This is a genomic window from Desulfotruncus alcoholivorax DSM 16058, assembly GCF_000430885.1.
GTDB lineage: Bacteria > Bacillota > Desulfotomaculia > Desulfotomaculales > Desulfallaceae > Desulfotruncus > Desulfotruncus alcoholivorax.
The window spans coordinates 39,857-56,584 of the sequence record NZ_AUMW01000017.1 but is presented as its reverse complement, the minus strand read 5'-3'; the positions used below and the strand labels follow the sequence as shown (position 1 = coordinate 56,584).

At 48.0% G+C, this 16,728-nt stretch carries 17 protein-coding genes and 1 riboswitch; of the genes, 15 read left to right on the top strand and 2 right to left on the bottom strand.

From position 1 onward, the window contains the following. Window positions 1-77: 77 nt before the first annotated feature. Window positions 78-271: riboswitch (cobalamin riboswitch) on the bottom strand. 334 nt (window positions 272-605) lie between these two features. The 5 genes from H569_RS0109680 (at window position 606) to H569_RS0109660 (ending at window position 6,458) form a co-directional block, all read left to right on the top strand. Then, window positions 606-2,243 (top strand): sigma-54 interaction domain-containing protein, encoded by a 1,638-nt coding sequence (locus H569_RS0109680; protein WP_051273534.1) that lies wholly within the window; start codon window positions 606-608, stop codon window positions 2,241-2,243. 248 nt (window positions 2,244-2,491) lie between these two features. After that, window positions 2,492-3,460: an agmatinase gene (gene speB / locus H569_RS0109675; protein WP_027364846.1), complete on the top strand. Its 969-nt coding sequence runs from the start codon at window positions 2,492-2,494 to the stop codon at window positions 3,458-3,460. A 69-nt stretch (window positions 3,461-3,529) separates the two neighbouring features. Further along, window positions 3,530-4,873, top strand: a complete 1,344-nt coding sequence (locus H569_RS0109670; RefSeq protein WP_027364845.1) for a purine-cytosine permease family protein — start codon at window positions 3,530-3,532, stop codon at window positions 4,871-4,873. Window positions 4,874-4,974: 101 nt separating this feature from the next. Continuing rightward, window positions 4,975-5,799 carry a carbon-nitrogen hydrolase family protein gene (locus tag H569_RS0109665; protein WP_027364844.1) on the top strand — a complete coding sequence of 275 codons (825 nt, stop codon included), beginning with the start codon at window positions 4,975-4,977 and terminating at the stop codon, window positions 5,797-5,799. Between the two features lie 5 nt (window positions 5,800-5,804). Further along, window positions 5,805-6,458 carry a cyclase family protein gene (locus tag H569_RS0109660; RefSeq protein ID WP_027364843.1) on the top strand — a complete coding sequence of 218 codons (654 nt, stop codon included), beginning with the start codon at window positions 5,805-5,807 and terminating at the stop codon, window positions 6,456-6,458. A 259-nt stretch (window positions 6,459-6,717) separates the two neighbouring features. Here the strand turns inward: H569_RS0109660 and H569_RS0109650 are convergent, their stop codons facing one another. Both H569_RS0109650 and H569_RS0109645 read right to left on the bottom strand, forming a co-directional pair. After that, complete coding sequence (locus H569_RS0109650) at window positions 6,718-7,167, bottom strand: metal-dependent transcriptional regulator (RefSeq protein WP_027364842.1); 450 nt, start codon at window positions 7,165-7,167, stop codon at window positions 6,718-6,720. A 432-nt stretch (window positions 7,168-7,599) separates the two neighbouring features. Continuing rightward, the gene (locus tag H569_RS0109645; RefSeq protein ID WP_027364841.1) at window positions 7,600-7,833 is read right to left on the bottom strand and encodes an FmdB family zinc ribbon protein; all 234 of its coding nucleotides are present in this window, start codon (window positions 7,831-7,833) and stop codon (window positions 7,600-7,602) included. 233 nt (window positions 7,834-8,066) lie between these two features. Between H569_RS0109645 and H569_RS0109640 the strand changes: the two genes are divergently transcribed. From H569_RS0109640 to H569_RS0109595, 10 genes are all read left to right on the top strand, one after another. Continuing rightward, window positions 8,067-9,623 carry an MBL fold metallo-hydrolase RNA specificity domain-containing protein gene (locus tag H569_RS0109640; protein ID WP_027364840.1) on the top strand — a complete coding sequence of 519 codons (1,557 nt, stop codon included), beginning with the start codon at window positions 8,067-8,069 and terminating at the stop codon, window positions 9,621-9,623. A gap of 1 nt (window position 9,624) precedes the next feature. Then, entirely contained in the window at window positions 9,625-10,482 is an 858-nt protein-coding gene (gene pgeF, locus H569_RS0109635) for a peptidoglycan editing factor PgeF (protein WP_081410957.1), read from the top strand. Window positions 10,483-10,487: 5 nt separating this feature from the next. Beyond that, entirely contained in the window at window positions 10,488-11,201 is a 714-nt protein-coding gene (locus H569_RS0109630; protein WP_027364838.1) for a response regulator, read from the top strand. Then, window positions 11,198-12,586: a two-component system histidine kinase PnpS gene (gene pnpS / locus H569_RS0109625; protein ID WP_027364837.1), complete on the top strand. Its 1,389-nt coding sequence runs from the start codon at window positions 11,198-11,200 to the stop codon at window positions 12,584-12,586. Before H569_RS0109630 ends, pnpS begins: the two co-directional genes overlap by 4 nt. An 82-nt stretch (window positions 12,587-12,668) precedes the next feature. Then, window positions 12,669-13,616, top strand: a complete 948-nt coding sequence (locus H569_RS0109620) for an HlyD family efflux transporter periplasmic adaptor subunit (protein ID WP_027364836.1) — start codon at window positions 12,669-12,671, stop codon at window positions 13,614-13,616. A gap of 17 nt (window positions 13,617-13,633) precedes the next feature. Beyond that, window positions 13,634-14,317, top strand: a complete 684-nt coding sequence (locus H569_RS0109615; RefSeq protein WP_309294782.1) for a YggS family pyridoxal phosphate-dependent enzyme — start codon at window positions 13,634-13,636, stop codon at window positions 14,315-14,317. Between the two features lie 29 nt (window positions 14,318-14,346). Then, window positions 14,347-14,775, top strand: a complete 429-nt coding sequence (locus H569_RS0109610) for a cell division protein SepF (RefSeq protein WP_207637542.1) — start codon at window positions 14,347-14,349, stop codon at window positions 14,773-14,775. 25 nt (window positions 14,776-14,800) lie between these two features. Further along, complete coding sequence (gene proC / locus H569_RS0109605; RefSeq protein WP_309294781.1) at window positions 14,801-15,634, top strand: pyrroline-5-carboxylate reductase; 834 nt, start codon at window positions 14,801-14,803, stop codon at window positions 15,632-15,634. Window positions 15,635-15,645: 11 nt separating this feature from the next. Beyond that, on the top strand, window positions 15,646-15,918 hold the full coding sequence (locus H569_RS0109600; RefSeq protein WP_027364832.1) for a YggT family protein: 273 nt from the start codon (window positions 15,646-15,648) through the stop codon (window positions 15,916-15,918). A 1-nt stretch (window position 15,919) separates the two neighbouring features. Then, entirely contained in the window at window positions 15,920-16,702 is a 783-nt protein-coding gene (locus H569_RS0109595) for a YlmH family RNA-binding protein (protein WP_051273532.1), read from the top strand. Window positions 16,703-16,728: the final 26 nt, after the last annotated feature.

Sequence of the window (16,728 nt, the reverse complement as noted above, 5' to 3'; positions counted from 1 at the left end):
AGTCTACATAGACTGGAGGCCTGTCCCTGCTGCCGGGATAATCAATCATAATTTACACCTCCCTATCCGCGTAGGTTATGGCTGTTGCTCAACGGGCAGGTTTCCTGGCTCAGGATCATCAGCATGCCGCGCCTTCCCGGGGATTTTTTACCCCAGTGACATGTTGCGGCATACTTTACCATTACAGTGGCGGGACCGCGCCGGAATCGCACCGGCTTCCCTTTTAACTTTTGCCTCTCCGGACAAAAGCACCCGTTTGTGATTCAACTTATTTAATTTTTAACTGAAAAATACAAAATACAAGTAAAAGAATTGAACGGCGTTTACATTCAAATAATATCAAATATTTGAAATATAGTCCAGATAAAATTGCGGCCAGGTCGACCGTTCAAACAGCGCCGCAAGTGTTGCCCCCTAGCCCGCTGCCATTTACCCGGTACCGCCCGCCGCCCCAAAATGGCGGTAAACTACCGTGCTTTGCCGCGCTTCCTTTCCTCGACACCCGGTAAATACTTTGTTATAATATCTTCGATTTAAAAGCCCGGCGGAAACGGCTTTGGTATTGCTGACAGGACCGCACATCGTGGTTAAAGTGGGTGAAACTATTGGCGCTACCATATCCTTTAATTTTCAAACTGTATCCCGACCATAAAATTGAAGCAAACAGTAAATTATACCCGCCATTTGATAGTATGGATTTCCAAGATTTTCTGGTTGCCAACCTCCCTTCCCGGGACGAACCTGAGATACAAGTTTTAAATTACTCTCCTTATGGGGAGTTGGTTTGCAATTATTTGCCGCAGGATGACGGGTTCCGCTGGGTCGAGGTCCGGGACGCACATGAATGGAGGCGTGCACTAAAAAAAATACCTGAGATTGTTGAATTGCAGCAAGAATTGGACGGCCTTCTGGAGATCCTTGATGATGTGCTTATTGCGGACAGCCGGGGGGTAATTCTGCACGTGAGCCCTTCTTTTGAGCAAACTTATGGTGTTAAGACCGGGGAGGTTATAGGTGACACGGTTTTTAACATGGCCAAAAAAGGTGTTTTTTACCCGTCTGCCACAGCCATGGTTTTAGAAGGGCGAAAAAAAATAACCATTATTCAATCGGCCCGGGACAACAGGCGGATAGTTGTTACCGCAACGCCCGTCTTTGATAAAAACGGAAACATAACAAAAGTGATAAGTTATTCAAGGGATATTACCGAACTGGAAACCCTCAAAGCCCGCTACCTGGAGTTGGAGGAGCAGATGCATAGATATAGCTGCGAGCTGGATTATCTGCGCCAGGATATTTTAAATGTCGAGGGGTTGGTGGTCAAAAGCGAGGCGATGAAAAAAGTGCTCCGGGCCGTTCAAAAGATTGCTCCGGTGGATGCCAATGTCCTAATTACCGGGGAAACCGGTGTGGGCAAGACCATGATTGCTAAAATGATCCATCAAAAAAGCGCCCGTTCCCGGGGCCCGTTCCTGGAAATAAACTGCGCGGCCATTCCTGAAAACTTGCTTGAATCCGAACTCTTTGGTTACGAGGCCGGAGCTTTTACCGGAGCTAAAAAAACCGGCAAGCCGGGGCTTATTGAACTGGCCCGGGACGGCACCTTGTTCCTTGATGAAATCGGTGAAATGCCTTTATCTCTCCAGGTGAAGTTGTTGCAGGTAATACAGGCCAAAACACTTACCAAACTGGGCGGCTCGAAAAGTATTAAAGTGGACTTTAGACTTATAGCCAGTACCAACAGGAACTTGGAAGAGATGATTGAAAGCGGCCGTTTTCGCCAGGACTTATTTTACAGGTTGAATGTGCTCCCTGTTTATATCCCGCCGCTTAGAGAAAGGCGGGAGGACCTGCTCGCATTGATTGGTCATTTTTTGCAAAAGTCCAATAAAAAATACGGTAAAACCAAGGAAATATCGGGTGAAGTTTTAGATGCCCTGCTCCAGTATTCATGGCCGGGAAATGTGCGGGAACTGGAAAATGTTATCGAATACTTGGTGGTGACTGCTGAAAAAAAACACCTGGGTAATTCGGACCTGCCCAAGAAGTTTATGCCGATAGCCGGTGATTTACCGGTCTCTCTTGTTCAGGCATTGGAAATACTTGAGGGGCAGCTGGTTGAACAGGCGTACCAGAAATACGGTACTTCCGTTAAAGTTGCCGAAGCGCTTGGGATAAGTCAACCCACGGCAGCCAGAAAAATCAAAAAGTACTGCCATAAAAAACCGTTTGACCGGTTTTGATCGCACTGAATATTCATCAATGAATAAACTATTCATTAATGAATTGACGCAATATTTGAATAAAGCTGTCCCCCTATTCATCCTTGAATAGGGGCCTGTTGTGAAGAACCCGGAATAGTTTTAAAATCATGTTGAAAATGCACGAAAAAAGTGCCATGCCGGTCTGATGAGGACGGGCATTTTTTTTGCTTAAATATCTTGATGATAGAAAGTATTTTTAAAAAGCTAAAAGGAGGTTGGAAACAGCCGTGCAGAAATATCAACCGGCAAATTCCTTTGAAACACCACGTTTTTGTGGCCCGAGAACATTTATGCGCCTTCCTTACAAACCTACCTTGCAGGATGTTGACTTTATCGTGGCAGGTATACCATTTGATACCGGCGGGTCTTTTCGTATTGGAACGCGGTTCGGCCCCGGGGCAATTCGGAACACCTCAATATTATTACGGCCATATAATCCCAATTTGGAGGTAAATATTTTTGATTATCTTTCAGGTGTGGACTACGGCGATATTGCAGTTATACCCGGTTATATCGAAGACTCCTATGAAAAGATCCAAAAGGCAATTGAACCGGTCATTGCTGCCGGAGTGGTGCCGGTGTTCATGGGAGGGGATCATTCAATTACCTTGCCGGAATTGAGGGCCATTGCCAAAGTTAAAGGGAAAGTGGCTTTAGTACACTTTGACTCCCACAGCGATACGTGGGATGCATACTTCGGCAAGCCGTATAATCACGGCACGCCATTCCGCCGTGCCCTGGAGGAGGGTTTGCTTGACCCGGATCACTCAATCCAGGTGGGCTTAAGGGGGCCTTTATACAACCCCGACGATTGGCAAACGGCCCGGAACCTGGGTTTGGAAGTTGTTACGGCGAGACAGGTGAGGGAACTGGGTTTGGCGGAAACAGCGCGCAGGATTAAAGAAAGAGTTGGGACACAGCAAGTATTTATTTCATTTGATATAGATTTTTTAGACCCGGCATACGCCCCCGGCACAGGGACACCGGAAATCGGAGGGTTTACCACGTGGGAAGCCCAGTACTTGCTGCATCACGCCTTAACTGGTTTGAATTACGCGGGGTTCGACTTGGTCGAAGTGCTTCCGGCCCACGATCATAGCGAAATAACGGCTTTTGCCGCCGCGGGTATGATCTATGAATTTATCTCCCTTATGGCTCTTAACAAAAAAGCTAACAACGAAATACCAGTAAAGTAAATATCTAAATTATTAATTAATTTTCAACGCCTAAATTGGTTTGTAAATATTTGGCAAGGGGTGGTGTATGTGTCAAGTTTGACCACATTTGGAAATGACAATGTTCGACCGCTTTCTTTGGATAACAGGACTATGAACCTGTTTTCCACCTTCTCCATGTGGCTGGGCGCCAATGTCGTGGTGACCACGGTATTTACAGGGATGTTGCTGGTACCGGATATGACCTATTTAACTGCAATAGCCGTAATTGTGCTGGGCTCGGCTATCGGAACAATTCCTTTGGTTCTGACAGGAAATATCGGCACAAGGACCGGGCTGCCCACGATGATTCTTACCAGGGGTTCATTTGGCACCAAGGGCGCGGTATTGCCTTCAGCGGTGAATACGATAGTGCTCATAGGCTGGAGCTGGATTCAAGCTTATATGGCTGGTTTAAGTTTGGATCATGCCGTGAATTTTCTCACCGGATATAGCAATATCAACTTATTTACAATATTGACCGAAATCGCAGTGGTTTTAATAACCATTTACGGGCATAGAGGAATTGAAGCCACTGAGAGAATAATTGCTTCATCCATGCTCGTTCTCTCAGGTATTGTTTTCGGTTACATGTTCTATAATTTCAATATCGTCAATCTCATTACCATGAAAGCCAGCGAGCACCCTGGTGTTACCGTCATGGTGGGATTTGACATAGTGGTGGCGACTGCTTTTTCGTGGATGTCCTCAGTGGCGGATTTTAACCGTAATTGCCAATCACAAAAAATTTCGATTATTGGTACTTATCTGGGTTATATTACGGCAACCCTTATTGCAATGGGTCTTGGAGCCACAGTTTCCGGGTTTTCTATAATGAATCATATGACACAGACTTATGATCCTACAATGTTGATTGGGCAAGCTAATCCCATATTGGGATTTGTGGCGGCAATTGTCATCTTCTTTTCTGTACTGTCAACAAACGTTATGGCCCTGTACAGCGCCACAATGTCTTATTTAGCCATCTTTCCCAAGCATAGCTTTTGGAAGCCGGCACTTATTTTAGGTATCATTTGCACCCTGGGGGCAATGCTGCAGGAGTGGCTTTTAGAACATTTCCAAAACTTTTTATTGATGGTGGGAACGCTGTTTATTCCAGTTTGCTCCATATTAATTGTAGATTATTATATACTCAAGAGAAAGTCATATGATGCCGGGGAAATTGTCAGTGGAGACAAGAAACTCTATTGGTATAGCGGTGGAACCAATATCTGGGCTTATATAGCTTATATCATTGGTGCAGTGTTCGCTTATTACTTTTCATATATTCATACCTTGCCCACCGGAGCAACAATATGGACTTTCATCTTAACAGCCCTGGTTTATTGGGGCAGCATGACAATAAGCAAAGTTGGGCCAACTAAAGAAATATAAAGAACAATAAAGCAAAATAAAGTAAGAACATTTATAACATTATCTCTATGAGAATTAATATTTGGCTGCATATGCCGGATACCGTTTGGGAGGTTGGCCAATTGGAGCAAGGCCCATTTCAAATAGCAGTGGTTCAAGCCGGTTTTGCATGCGGTGAAGCGGATCATAACTTGGATAAGATGAAGAAAATAATCCACTCTTGCAGAGAACAGCACCGCGATATGGAACTAATTTTATTTCCCGAGCTGTCCGCAACAGGATATAACCCTTCATTGGCAATTCGACAATTGGCTGAGATGCAAACCGGTCCAATATTTCAAGTTATGGCGGAGTCGGCCCGTTCGCATAATGTTCATGTTGGGTATGGCTATGTTGAGCTGGGGGAAGGGGGCCGGGTTTTCAATTCGATTATTTTAATCGGCCCGGACGGCCAATTACTGGCCAATTACCGAAAAATGCACCTTACTGTTTGGGAACAGGGAATTTTTGACCCCGGACGAGATTTTGTTACTGTAGACACAAAACTGGGCCGCATTGGTCTAATGATTTGTTGGGACTTGGCTTTTCCAGAAATGGCGCGCGTGCTGGCAGTGAATGGAGCGGAGCTGTTACTGGCTCCCAGTGCTTGGGAAAAGCCGTACGACCTGCCTTACCGCCGCTTTAGTATGGCCAGGGCTATTGACAACACAGTGTTCTTGGCAACATGCAATCAAGTCGGGGTGGCAGGGAATCTGGATTTTTTCGGTTTATCGGGAATATACGGTCCGGATGGTGATATGCTGGCTTCTGCAGGCGCTGATATTGAAGATGTTATTGTAGCCAATATTGACCCGGGGCGGCGCCTGGATTTGCAAAAATCTTTTTTTAGTATGATGTTGGAAAGACGCACGGAGCTTTATGCGTTAAAAGTTGAAATGGAGGTATAAAAATTATGAAGGTTAAAAAGATTGTGGACTTATCCATTCCTTTAACAAATTATACTCCGATATATCCGGGCGATCCCAAGCCCAGTATCAGAGTGGCCACAACTATTGCCAATGAGGGATACAATCTTCACTATGTTCATATTGGTTCTCAAACCGGTTCCCATGTTGATGCTCCGTATCATTTTGATGATTACGGGCAGAAAATTGACGAATGCAATTTGAGACTGTTTTTTGGGACCGGTGTTGTTATTCCGGTTAATGGAAAAAATGAACAGGAAGAGATAAGGCTTCAGGATGTTGAGGATTACCTCGATTTATTGGCTGAAGGGACAATTGTGCTTTTCCACACCGGCTGGTCCCGGTTTGCGGGGGAAGAAAAGTATTTTCGCCACCCGTATGTCCATGTTGAGGTAATTGAGGAGATGATCAACCGGGGAGTGAGGACCTTTTGTATTGACACAATTAATTTGGATTTTACGGGAGGAACGAAATTCCCGGCTCATAGTGCAATAGCGGCAGTGGGCGGGATAATAGCAGAAAATCTTGCCAATTTTGAAAGTATTGATTTTCCCAACCCGGTAATTAGCCTATTTCCATTAAAAATCGCAGGTGCTGATGGCGCACCCGTGCGCGCGGTTGCTTTGGACCTGGGTCTATAAAATGATAAGAATTTCCAAGGCACATAAATAAACCCGGCCAATTCCCGCACTTCCACCATTGCGACCAGGCCGGCGAGCTTTGATTAGCCGTGGGCCGGTATTTGCGGGGATTGGGCGAAGTAATTGTCTTGCCCGGTCCCACCCCGCATTTTACCACGGCGGTCCAGGCCAGGCCGCAGCGGCAAGTTTATTCAGTTCCTCGTTGGCAGCACAACAAACTAACCTGTTTTATTGATAGCTGAACCAAGTGGACGACGTTTTATTCCATATAGCCGTCGGTAAGTCCCAATCCTTTTTGTTTTCTAAATTCACAGTGCTGCAGGAATTTTTGTTTGCAACCGTTGTTGTTCTCGAAAAAATCAACCAGGCTTTCCAGTGCCCGTATGGTGGGTAATGATAAATAATGTTCCATTGCCTCGGCTTCCGCTCCCACATCGCAATCTGATTTAATGGTCAAAAGGAATCTTTGCAATATGCTATTTCTTTCTACAAGAAATTTACCCACCCGGCGCCCCTTTTCAGTTAATACTAACTCTTTGTATCTTTGATAGATTAAGTATTTTTCATTATGTAAATTGCGTATTGCATTATTCACCGAAGGCATGGTTACATCCAGGCGGGTGGCTATGTCACTTACCCGTACCACATTGTTGGATAGTGAAAAACGATAAATTTCTTCCAGGTAATCTTCCATGCTTGGTGATAACATCAAGCTTACCCCCTGTTGAATAGATAAAAGTTTTATAATTGAACTATTACTGCATAAAACTTGGACTATCCAAAGTACTAGTATTAATAGATTTTATTATGATTAAAGTAATTAAATGCTTAAATAATACTTACAATATAATATTTATGTTGCAATCTTCTTGCCAACAAGAAAAGCGCGCTAAATTAGTTCCATAAGCGCGCGCTTTTCAATACTTTTTTCCTTTTTTCCTTAATCCCGGCCTATCCTGAAAAATTGTGGTTTGAGTACAGGTGGTCCCCGCTGCGTTTAGAACTCTCGCGCCGACAGCACCAGCGGCTATAAGTTGGGGACATTCCCCGAAGGGATGTGTCCCCTTTCCGCTAAACCAGGTGTACTTTTAAAGTATAAAAATACCCAGGCATATAAACCTGCCCGGGCATTTTGTGCGGTTTAATGCCCGCAGCTGCTGCAGTTGGTTGAACTGCAGGAACCACAGCCGCTTCCTCCGCCGCTGCCGATTACTTCCGTGCCCCCGGAGCTTTTCTTGGTGAACCCCGACATTACCCTGTGGGCTCCCACTGCCGAGCATTTGGGGCACTTAAGTTCCTTGCCGTTTTCTCCCAAGGAGCATAGCTTTTCAAAACGGTTCCCGCATTTATCGCAACGAAATTCATATATAGGCATATTAAAACACTCCTTTCCATTAACTAATTTATGCCCTTACGCATATTCTGTCAAGGGTCGTTTATTTTTGCCCATTGGGCAGGGATTGCCGGGGTGGGCAGAGAACAGTTAAATACATTAATCGGGGACATACCTCCGACCCGAAATTTACAACCCTAAAGAGGAGGCGTGTCCCTTTTCCTTATTACCGTAAAAAATGTTGCTTTATAACAAAGAAAAATTGGAGGTTGGTCATGCAAATTACATTCTACGGGGCGGCTCAGACAGTAACCGGTTCCTGCTATCTTTTGGAAACCGGGGATAAAAAAATTATGGTTGACTGCGGAATGTTTCAGGGCCACCGGCTGTCACGTGAACGAAATTATCTTCCATTTGCTGTGATACCGGCCAGTGTTGATTATTTATTGCTTACGCACGCTCATATTGACCACAGCGGCCTGGTACCGAAGTTTTATAAAAACGGTTTTAAAGGGCGCGCGTTAGCCACGGATGCCACAGTGGATCTCCTGGAGGTGCTGCTTCCGGACAGCGGCCACATTCAGGAAATGGAGATTGAACGTCTGAACCGCAAGGCCAGGCGAGCCGGCAAGAAATTATTGGATCCCATCTATACGGCTGAGGACGCTTTTGGTTGTGTCAGGGAAATTGAGCGGGTAAAATATAAACAGGTCATCAGTCTTGATAATAATATATCCATTCGTTTTAATGATGCGGGCCATATCCTTGGTTCTGCAATTTTGGAAATATGGGTGCGTGAGGGGACCAAGCAGACTAAACTTGTCTTTAGCGGCGATCTGGGTGCTAAAGACAAGCCGTTTGTTAATGACCCCGCACTTATTGATGAAGCCGATTACCTGGTAATGGAATGTACGTATGGTGACAGGCTGCATCAAGATAAAGGACACAGGCTTGAAAAATTGCGGCAGGTAATCAAGGAGACCTATGACAGGGGTGGCAATGTCATTATTCCCGCCTTTGCGGTGGAACGTACCCAGGACTTGCTGTATGATATCGGCCAGCTTGTGATTAAAAACGAAATTCCACCGGTGCAGGTCTTTATCGACAGCCCCATGGCGGTGGCGGCCACTGAAGTTTTTATGAAGCACCCCAATTATTTTGATCAGGATACCGGCAAGCTGATTGCCAGTGGCATTAATCCCCTGGCTATGCCCAACCTGCATTTCTCACGCACTGCTGATGAGTCCAGGCAAATCAACGAAATTAAAAGCGGGGCCATTGTCCTGTCAGCCAGTGGAATGTGTGACGCCGGGCGGATTAAACACCATTTGAAGCATAATTTATGGCGCCCGGAATGTACTGTTTTATTTGTCGGTTACCAGGCTCCCGGGACAAAGGGCCAGCGGCTGTTGAGCGGGGTTGGCTCCATTCGCATTCATGGTGAGGAAATTGCGGTTAAAGCCGGAATCAAGTCAATTGACGGCTACTCATCGCATGCGGATCAGGAGGGCTTGCTGGAATGGCTGGGTTCCTTCAATAAACTGCCGGGGCGGGTTTTCCTGGTGCATGGGGATCCGGAAGCCCTTGCTGCTATGGAAAAATTAATTCCGGAAAAAACAAGGGTAGATGCATACGCGCCGGCCTGGCAGGAGACAATTCAACTCACCCCTGGAGCCGAATTCAGCGCTGAGGATCTACAGCAGGCCTATCATGCAGTGGCGGCAAAAATGGATGCATTTTTAAAATCAGCGCCCGAACAGGCTGATTTTAACCTGGTTATGAAACGGCTCAAAGATTTGGAGATTCTTTTGGCCGAAGTCAAGGCCGGGTAAAATGTTCCGAATTAAAGGAGACTCAAATTCATTGGAACATGGTTTTGTTATCAATGAACATGATAATTTGGTTTTTTTAACCGTGCCTGCTTTGTCTGCCTGCAGAGGTGTGGTGCACGCTTATACCACCCGCCGGGGTGGTGTAAGCGTGGCACCTTATGGTTCTCTGAATATGGGACTGCATGTTGGGGATGAACCTGATCAAGTAATCACAAACCGGAAACGGGTTTGCCGGTTGCTTGGCGCCGATATTTCCCAAATGGTTGCGGGGCAGCAGGTGCATGGTGCTAAGGTGGTTACGGTGGGGACCTCCTTTTGCGGCAGAGGGTCATTGTTCCGGGATGATGCCATTCCAGGCGTGGACGCACTGGTGACGGCGGAGCCCGGTGTCCTGCTTTCCAGCTACTATGCCGATTGCGTACCGCTGTTTTTTACGGACCCGGTGCGCAAAGTGGTGGCCCTGGCCCACGCAGGGTGGAAGGGAACCGTATTGCGCATTGGCGCGGCGACCGTTCAGCACATGCGTAAGGAGCATGGCTGCGAGGCGGGGGATATTATTGCCGCCATAGGCCCGTCAATTGGCCCGTGCTGCTATGAAGTGGATGCGCCGGTGATGAAAAAAGTTGAGCAGTGTTTGCCCGGATATGCCGGTTTCGCCCGCCCGGGCGGGCCCGGAAAATGGTGGTTAAACCTGCCGGAAATTAACCGCCGGGTGCTTCTGGAGGCGGGGATTCGCCCGGCCAATATAACTGTGGCCGGCTATTGCACGGCCTGCCGAAAAGACTTGTTTTTTTCACACCGGGGGGAAAGCGGCCGGACCGGGCGAATGGCTTCTTTAATAATGTTAACCGGGGGTTGATGGATTTGCCCAGAATACTGGTGGTGGATGATGAAAAGAATATTGTGGAATTGCTCAGGTTTAACCTGGAAAGGGAAGGGTTGGAGGTTATTGCGGCTTACGACGGCCGGCAGGCGATAGAACAAGCCCGCAATGGAAAGCCGGACCTGATCATTCTGGATATCATGCTGCCATTGATAGACGGGCTTGAAGTATGCCGGCAGTTGAACCGGCAACCGGAGACCAGGAACATCCCGGTAATTATGTTAAGCGCGAAGGGTGACGAGTTGGACAAAATCCTGGGTCTGGAAATAGGCGCCGACGATTATGTGACCAAACCATTCAGCCCCAGGGAATTGGTGGCCAGGGTGAAAGCCAGACTGCGCAGGCTTCAGCCGTGCGCTGAAGATGGGGAACCGGAAGACGTAGGCGGGAGAATGGTTCTTGGCCGGTTGGTGATAGACCAGGATAGATTTGAGGTACTGGTGGACGGCGAGAAGCAGGACCTAACCCCCAAGGAGTTTGAGCTTTTGCGTTTTATGGCCGGTGAGCCGGGTAAAGTTTTTTCCCGGGAACATTTGCTTGAAAAAATCTGGGGCTATGACTTTCCCGGTGACTCGCGCACGGTTGACGTGCATATCAGGCATCTCAGACAAAAGCTTGAAAAATACCCGGGCGTGGCGCAATATATTGAAACAGTCAGGGGTGTTGGCTACAGATTCAGGGAGGTGCCGGATTGAATTTCCTGCAGTTTTTCCGCGGTATTGGCTGGCGTCCGGTTGCCAGTTATTTTTTTATGCTGCTGCTGTTTTATACTATTTTAAAGCTTTACGCGGTGGATAAGCTCGATATTTTCGAGGCCATTGTGCTGGCGTTTCCGTTTGCGGTCGGCCTGGCCTGGGTTCTCTACCGCCGGGTAATCAGACCGCTCAATGAAATCATCGGTGTTTCCAAAGAAATTGCCAGGGGTAATTTAGAACGCCACCTGGAAATCAACACTCCCGATGAAATAGGGGATTTGGCCAGGAGCATCAACGACATGGCGGACCGGCTGCGGCTAACCATAGAAGAGATTACGGAGGAAAAAAACAGGGCTCAGGCTATACTCAACAGTATGGCTGACGGAGTTATCGCGGTGGACCGTGAAGAACGGGTAATTATGGTTAATCCGGCTGCCGAAATGATGTTTGGCCTGGACCAGGCTGAGTGTACCGGGAAAAATCTGATGGAGGCGATAAATAACTTTGACCTGGATACTGCACTGAAAAGGGTTCAGTTCTGCGGTAAGCCGCATACCAGCGAAGTGGAGTTTATTTCCCCCGAGCCGCGTACTTTCAACCTTCGTATTACACCCCTGAATGTCAGCAACCAGGGTGGCGCGGTGATACTATTGCGGGACATTACCGAACGCAAGCGCATGGAACAGATGCGCAGTGAGTTTGTGGCCAATGTATCACATGAGCTTAGAACCCCTTTGACATCGATCAGAGGATTTGTTGAGACACTGCTGGACAGCGGTACGGAAGATCCCGAAATGACCAAACATTTTTTAAATATTATTAATACGGAGACCAGGCGCCTGGCCAAACTGGTGGATGAATTAATGTACCTTTCCAAGATTGAGGAGCGCAGGGGGGTGCACAAGTGGCTGCAGGTTGAAATTGGGCAGTTGTTTGACAGGGTTCTGGCCATTTGCGGTCCCCAGGCCGAGGAAAAGCAAATCGAAATCAGGGCCAACCTGCCTTCCCGCTTGCCTCCCCTCTACGGCGACCCGGATATGCTGGCCCAGGTGATGATTAATCTAATGGACAACGCGATCAAATATACGCCTGCCGGAGGAAGTGTCACGGTTGGTGCCTGCCTGCACGGGGATGAAATCAGGGTTGATGTGGCGGACACCGGCGTGGGGATTCCAGCTGACAGCCTGCCCAGAATATTTGAAAGGTTCTACCGGGTAGATAAGGCCAGGTCCCGGGAACTGGGCGGGATTGGACTTGGCCTGGCCATTGTTAAACACATTGTCATCGGGCATGGCGGAAGTGTGGAAGTAAAAAGCAATACCGGCAAGGGCACGGTTTTTTCCGTATACTTGCCTTTGGAAAACAGGCGTCAAATATTAAATTAAATAAATTGTTTGATACCGGCAGGAAATTTTTTTTTTGTGAGGTACTATTTTATATCATGCAATTTTTTACAGGGGGGAAGTTGTGGGGAAGTACAAGCTTCATCCCGGCCGGTTTATTTTGGTGCTGGCAATGCTTGTTGGCATATTAACTGTTGCGGTTTGGGGTGTTTTCAGTACCCTGGGTTTTGCCAAGGGCGCAATAGTGGCCAGGATGCTGGACGTTCAGCAGTTGACCTGGCAAGAAAGTATCAAGTCGGTGCCGGTTGAAGGTACCATTATCAGGCGGGAGGAAACTATCAAGGCTCCCTCGTCAGGCAAACTGCAGTTGCTGGCCAGGGATGGCGACCGGTTGCGGGTGGGCGCTCCTGTTGCCCGGATTAACGGAGTGTCTAAAGAAACAATCATAAGCCCCGGGGCAGGGATTTTTTGCACTCATTTAGACGGTCTGGAGAATTTACTTGACCCTGGCATGACGGACGTATTGGACATGGAAGCCGTTGAGAAAATAAGTAACAGTTCCGGTGATGACGGGAGCGAAGAAGTTTCCGGAGGAACATTAATTGGCAAGGTTGTGGACAACCTCAACCCGATAGTAATCTATCTTCGGGTTGACCTGGCGGGTGATGCCTCAGGTGAGCTTTTTAAAAAGGGATTGAAAGTAACACTGAGCCAGGGTAAGCAGGTTATTCGGGGTAATATAATCAGGTTGTGGAATGAAAAAAACAGCTATACCATGTTCATTCAAGTTGATGATAATTACCCGGAAAGTTTTGTTCATGGGCGCCGCCAAAAGATGGACCTGGCGCTGGAGAGGCTGGAAGGCTGGCTTGTACCTGAAGGCGCGATTGTGTTTAAGGACGGGAATCCCGGCCTTTACCTGGTGGAAAAACAAACCGTAACCTTTGCCCCGGTTACCGTTGAAGGGCGGTTAAACGGATTGGTTAGTGTAAGGGGTAAACGTCTCAGTAATACGGTTCGATATGTCGTCAACCCGGACTGGGCCTCGGAAGGCAGCAGGCTGGGCAGTTAGGGGATGGTTTTTTGAGTGTGCGGGAAAACCTTATCAATATCAGGGAGAGGGTGCGGCTTGCCGCATTTCGGGCGGGCCGGGACCCGCAAACCATTAAAATCATAGCGGTTACCAAGCGGGTTGATGTGCCCAGAATCATGGAGGCCGTAGCAGCAGGTGTAACGGATCTGGGTGAGAACAGGGTTCAGGAACTGTCGGCCAAGGTTGATAAGATTCCTTCCAGCCTGCACTGGCACTTGATCGGCCACTTGCAAACCAATAAGGTCAAACATGTTCTGGGGAAGGTGGAACTGATTCATTCGCTGGATAGTTGGAACCTGGCTGTCGAATTGGACCGCCAGGCGGCACGAATGGAAATAATCCCCAGGGTATTGGTTCAGGTGAATGTTTCCGGTGAGGAAACCAAATATGGCATCAATCCCGGCGAGGCTTATGATTTTATTACTGAGTTAAAGAATCTGGGGCACATAAAGGTTGAGGGGTTAATGACCATTGCGCCGTTTGTGGATAACCCGCAGGAAGCCAGGCCGTTTTTTAGGGAATTGCGGTTATTGTCCCGGGAGTTGAATGAGAAGATAAGTGGTGTGGAGCTTAAACACCTGTCCATGGGCATGACCAATGATTATGAGGTGGCTGTGGAAGAAGGCTCTGATATGTTGCGCCTGGGCACGGCGATCTTCGGTGCTCGCATAGATCAATAAAGGGGTGGGCTAATTTGGCAAGAAGATTTATGGACAAAATGCTGAATTTTATGGGCTTTGAAGAGGAACAACTGGATGACAGGGAGCAAGACCTCCGCGCCGTTGAAGAGGAACCGGTTCTGTTGCAAAAACCGAAAAAGAACCGTGGCCAGGTGGTGAGCCTTCATACACAGCGCCAGGTGCGGGTTGTGGTTATTGAGCCCGCAAGTTTTGATGATGTGCCTGCAATAGCCGATAATCTGAAGAACCGGAGGCCGGTGATAATTAACCTGGAACAGGCGGATTCCGAACTGGCCAAACGGGTGGTGGATTTCGTAAGCGGTGCCACCTATGCCCTTGATGGGAGCATGCAAAAGGTTGGGAAGGGCATATTCCTCTCCGTGCCCAGCAATGTTGGTATTGAAGGGGATTTTGACGGAAATATTAAAGAAAAGGGAATTTTTGCCTGGATGAAATAATGTACATAAGGTTATGGAAGGATGCATGGAAATGACCCAAATAAACTACACCATTGGCTTTATTGGCGGGGGCGCCATGGCCGAGGCACTGATGGCTGGTTTTATCAAAGCCGGGCTGGTTACGCCGGAAAAGCTAATAGCCAGTGATGTAAACGAACACCGTATCAACCATCTTAAAGAAAAATTCGAAATTCAGGTTACCTCCGATAATGCTGCCGTTGTTGAGGGTGCCGACATTATTATTTTGTCTGTTAAGCCCTTTGTGCTGGGCGAGGTGTTAAAGGCCATCGGAGGCAAAATAAGCCAGCAACAAATAATAATATCCATAGCTGCAGGGATATCAACCTTATACATAGAAAAATTTCTGCTGGATAAGGTACCCGTGGTAAGGGTTATGCCCAATACCCCCGCACTGGTTGGCGAAGGTGCCACTGCGGTTTGCTGCGGTAAATGGGCCGGCGAAAAGCACCGGGAACTGGCTCTGGCATTGTTCGGCGCTGTGGGCCGGGCGGTGCCGGTTCCGGAAAACTTGATGGATGCCGTAACAGGTCTTAGCGGCAGTGGCCCGGCATATATGTATGTTATAGCCGAGGCATTGTCGGATGCCGGCGTCCGGATGGGTTTGCCCCGCGACAAGGCACAGACTCTGGCGGCCCAGACCATGCTGGGTGCGGCCAAGATGATCCTGGAAACAAACCGTCATCCCGGAATGTTAAAGGATATGGTAACCACTCCAGCCGGAACGGCCATCGAGGGCCTTTTGGCCCTGGAGGAAGGGGGCCTCAGGATTGCGTTGGGGCGGGCGGTGGAAAGGGCCTGCCAGCGTTCCCGCCAGCTTTCCGGTCAAGATAAAAAATAACGGGGTGACTTATGAATATTGGCATTATAACGTTTATTAATGTGGCTTTTGAGGTTTACACGTGGTTGATCTTTATTCGCATTATCCTTTCCTGGGTTCGGTTAAATCCTTACCAGCCCCTGGTAAAATTTATTTATGAAACGACAGAACCTTTTCTCGGGCTTTTTAGGAGGATTATCCCTCCAATCGGTGTGGTGGATATTTCCCCCATTGCTGCTTTTTTTGCCCTGGAACTGGTGCGCAGGCTTTTGACCAATATTTTGCTTTCACTGGGGATTTTCTAACATGAGCCGCGATAAGCTGCTGGATGCGGCAGTAACCCCGGAAGACAGGGAAATCCTGGCCCGGGTTCTGGACCTTGGAGAAATAGCCTTGAAAACTCACCGGACTCAGTTTACTGATTTTTACGACCCCTATCGCTGCGGGCTTATAGCCAGAACCGTTGAAACAATACCCGGCCTGGCAGCCGGGGTGGACGGCGGTTACCCCGCGGCGGAAAGGTCGCGGGTTTTAATTTCTCCTGATTACCTGCCTGAAGTTACGGAAGATGGACTTGCTTTTTTGGAGATCAAGGGCAATTTCCGTTTTAAGCCGGTAACCCACCGGGATTACCTGGGCGCTTTGATGGGACTTGGCATCCGCCGGGAAAAGCTGGGGGATATACTTGTTGATGAAAACGGCGCCCACTTGATTGTGGCCAAAGAAATTGCCGGCTACATCAAGTCCGGGTTAACAGCGGTAGGACGTACCGGGGTTAGTGTCAGGGAAATCGGCCGGACTGATTTGGTTCTTCCCGCAAGGGAATGCCGTGAGATTAAGACCACGGTTCAATCCATGCGCATTGACGCTGTTGCAGCGCATGGTTTCGGGCTTTCCAGGAGTAAAATGGCGGGGGAAATAACGTCCGGAAAGGTTTATTTAAATTGGCGTCCCTGTTTGGACCCTTCCGCCGGGGTTAACGCCGGAGATATGATTTCCGTTCGGGGAAGGGGCCGCGTTGAAGTGATTGAAACCGGAGGCAAGACTAAAAAAGGTCGTTTGGGCTTACTGCTAAGACGGTACATTTAATTAGATCTTTATGGAGGTGTGGTCCG

Coding starts and splice junctions, on each gene's coding strand:
- H569_RS0109640 (WP_027364840.1), top strand. CDS start 8,067: ATGCAAATTACATTCTACGGGGCGGCTCAGACAGTAACCGGTTCCTGC.
- H569_RS0109600 (WP_027364832.1), top strand. CDS start 15,646: ATGAATATTGGCATTATAACGTTTATTAATGTGGCTTTTGAGGTTTAC.
- H569_RS0109610 (WP_207637542.1), top strand. CDS start 14,347: ATGGACAAAATGCTGAATTTTATGGGCTTTGAAGAGGAACAACTGGAT.
- pgeF (WP_081410957.1), top strand. CDS start 9,625: ATGTTCCGAATTAAAGGAGACTCAAATTCATTGGAACATGGTTTTGTT.
- proC (WP_309294781.1), top strand. CDS start 14,801: ATGGAAATGACCCAAATAAACTACACCATTGGCTTTATTGGCGGGGGC.
- H569_RS0109645 (WP_027364841.1), bottom strand. CDS start 7,833: ATGCCTATATATGAATTTCGTTGCGATAAATGCGGGAACCGTTTTGAA.
- H569_RS0109650 (WP_027364842.1), bottom strand. CDS start 7,167: ATGTTATCACCAAGCATGGAAGATTACCTGGAAGAAATTTATCGTTTT.
- H569_RS0109660 (WP_027364843.1), top strand. CDS start 5,805: ATGAAGGTTAAAAAGATTGTGGACTTATCCATTCCTTTAACAAATTAT.
- H569_RS0109595 (WP_051273532.1), top strand. CDS start 15,920: ATGAGCCGCGATAAGCTGCTGGATGCGGCAGTAACCCCGGAAGACAGG.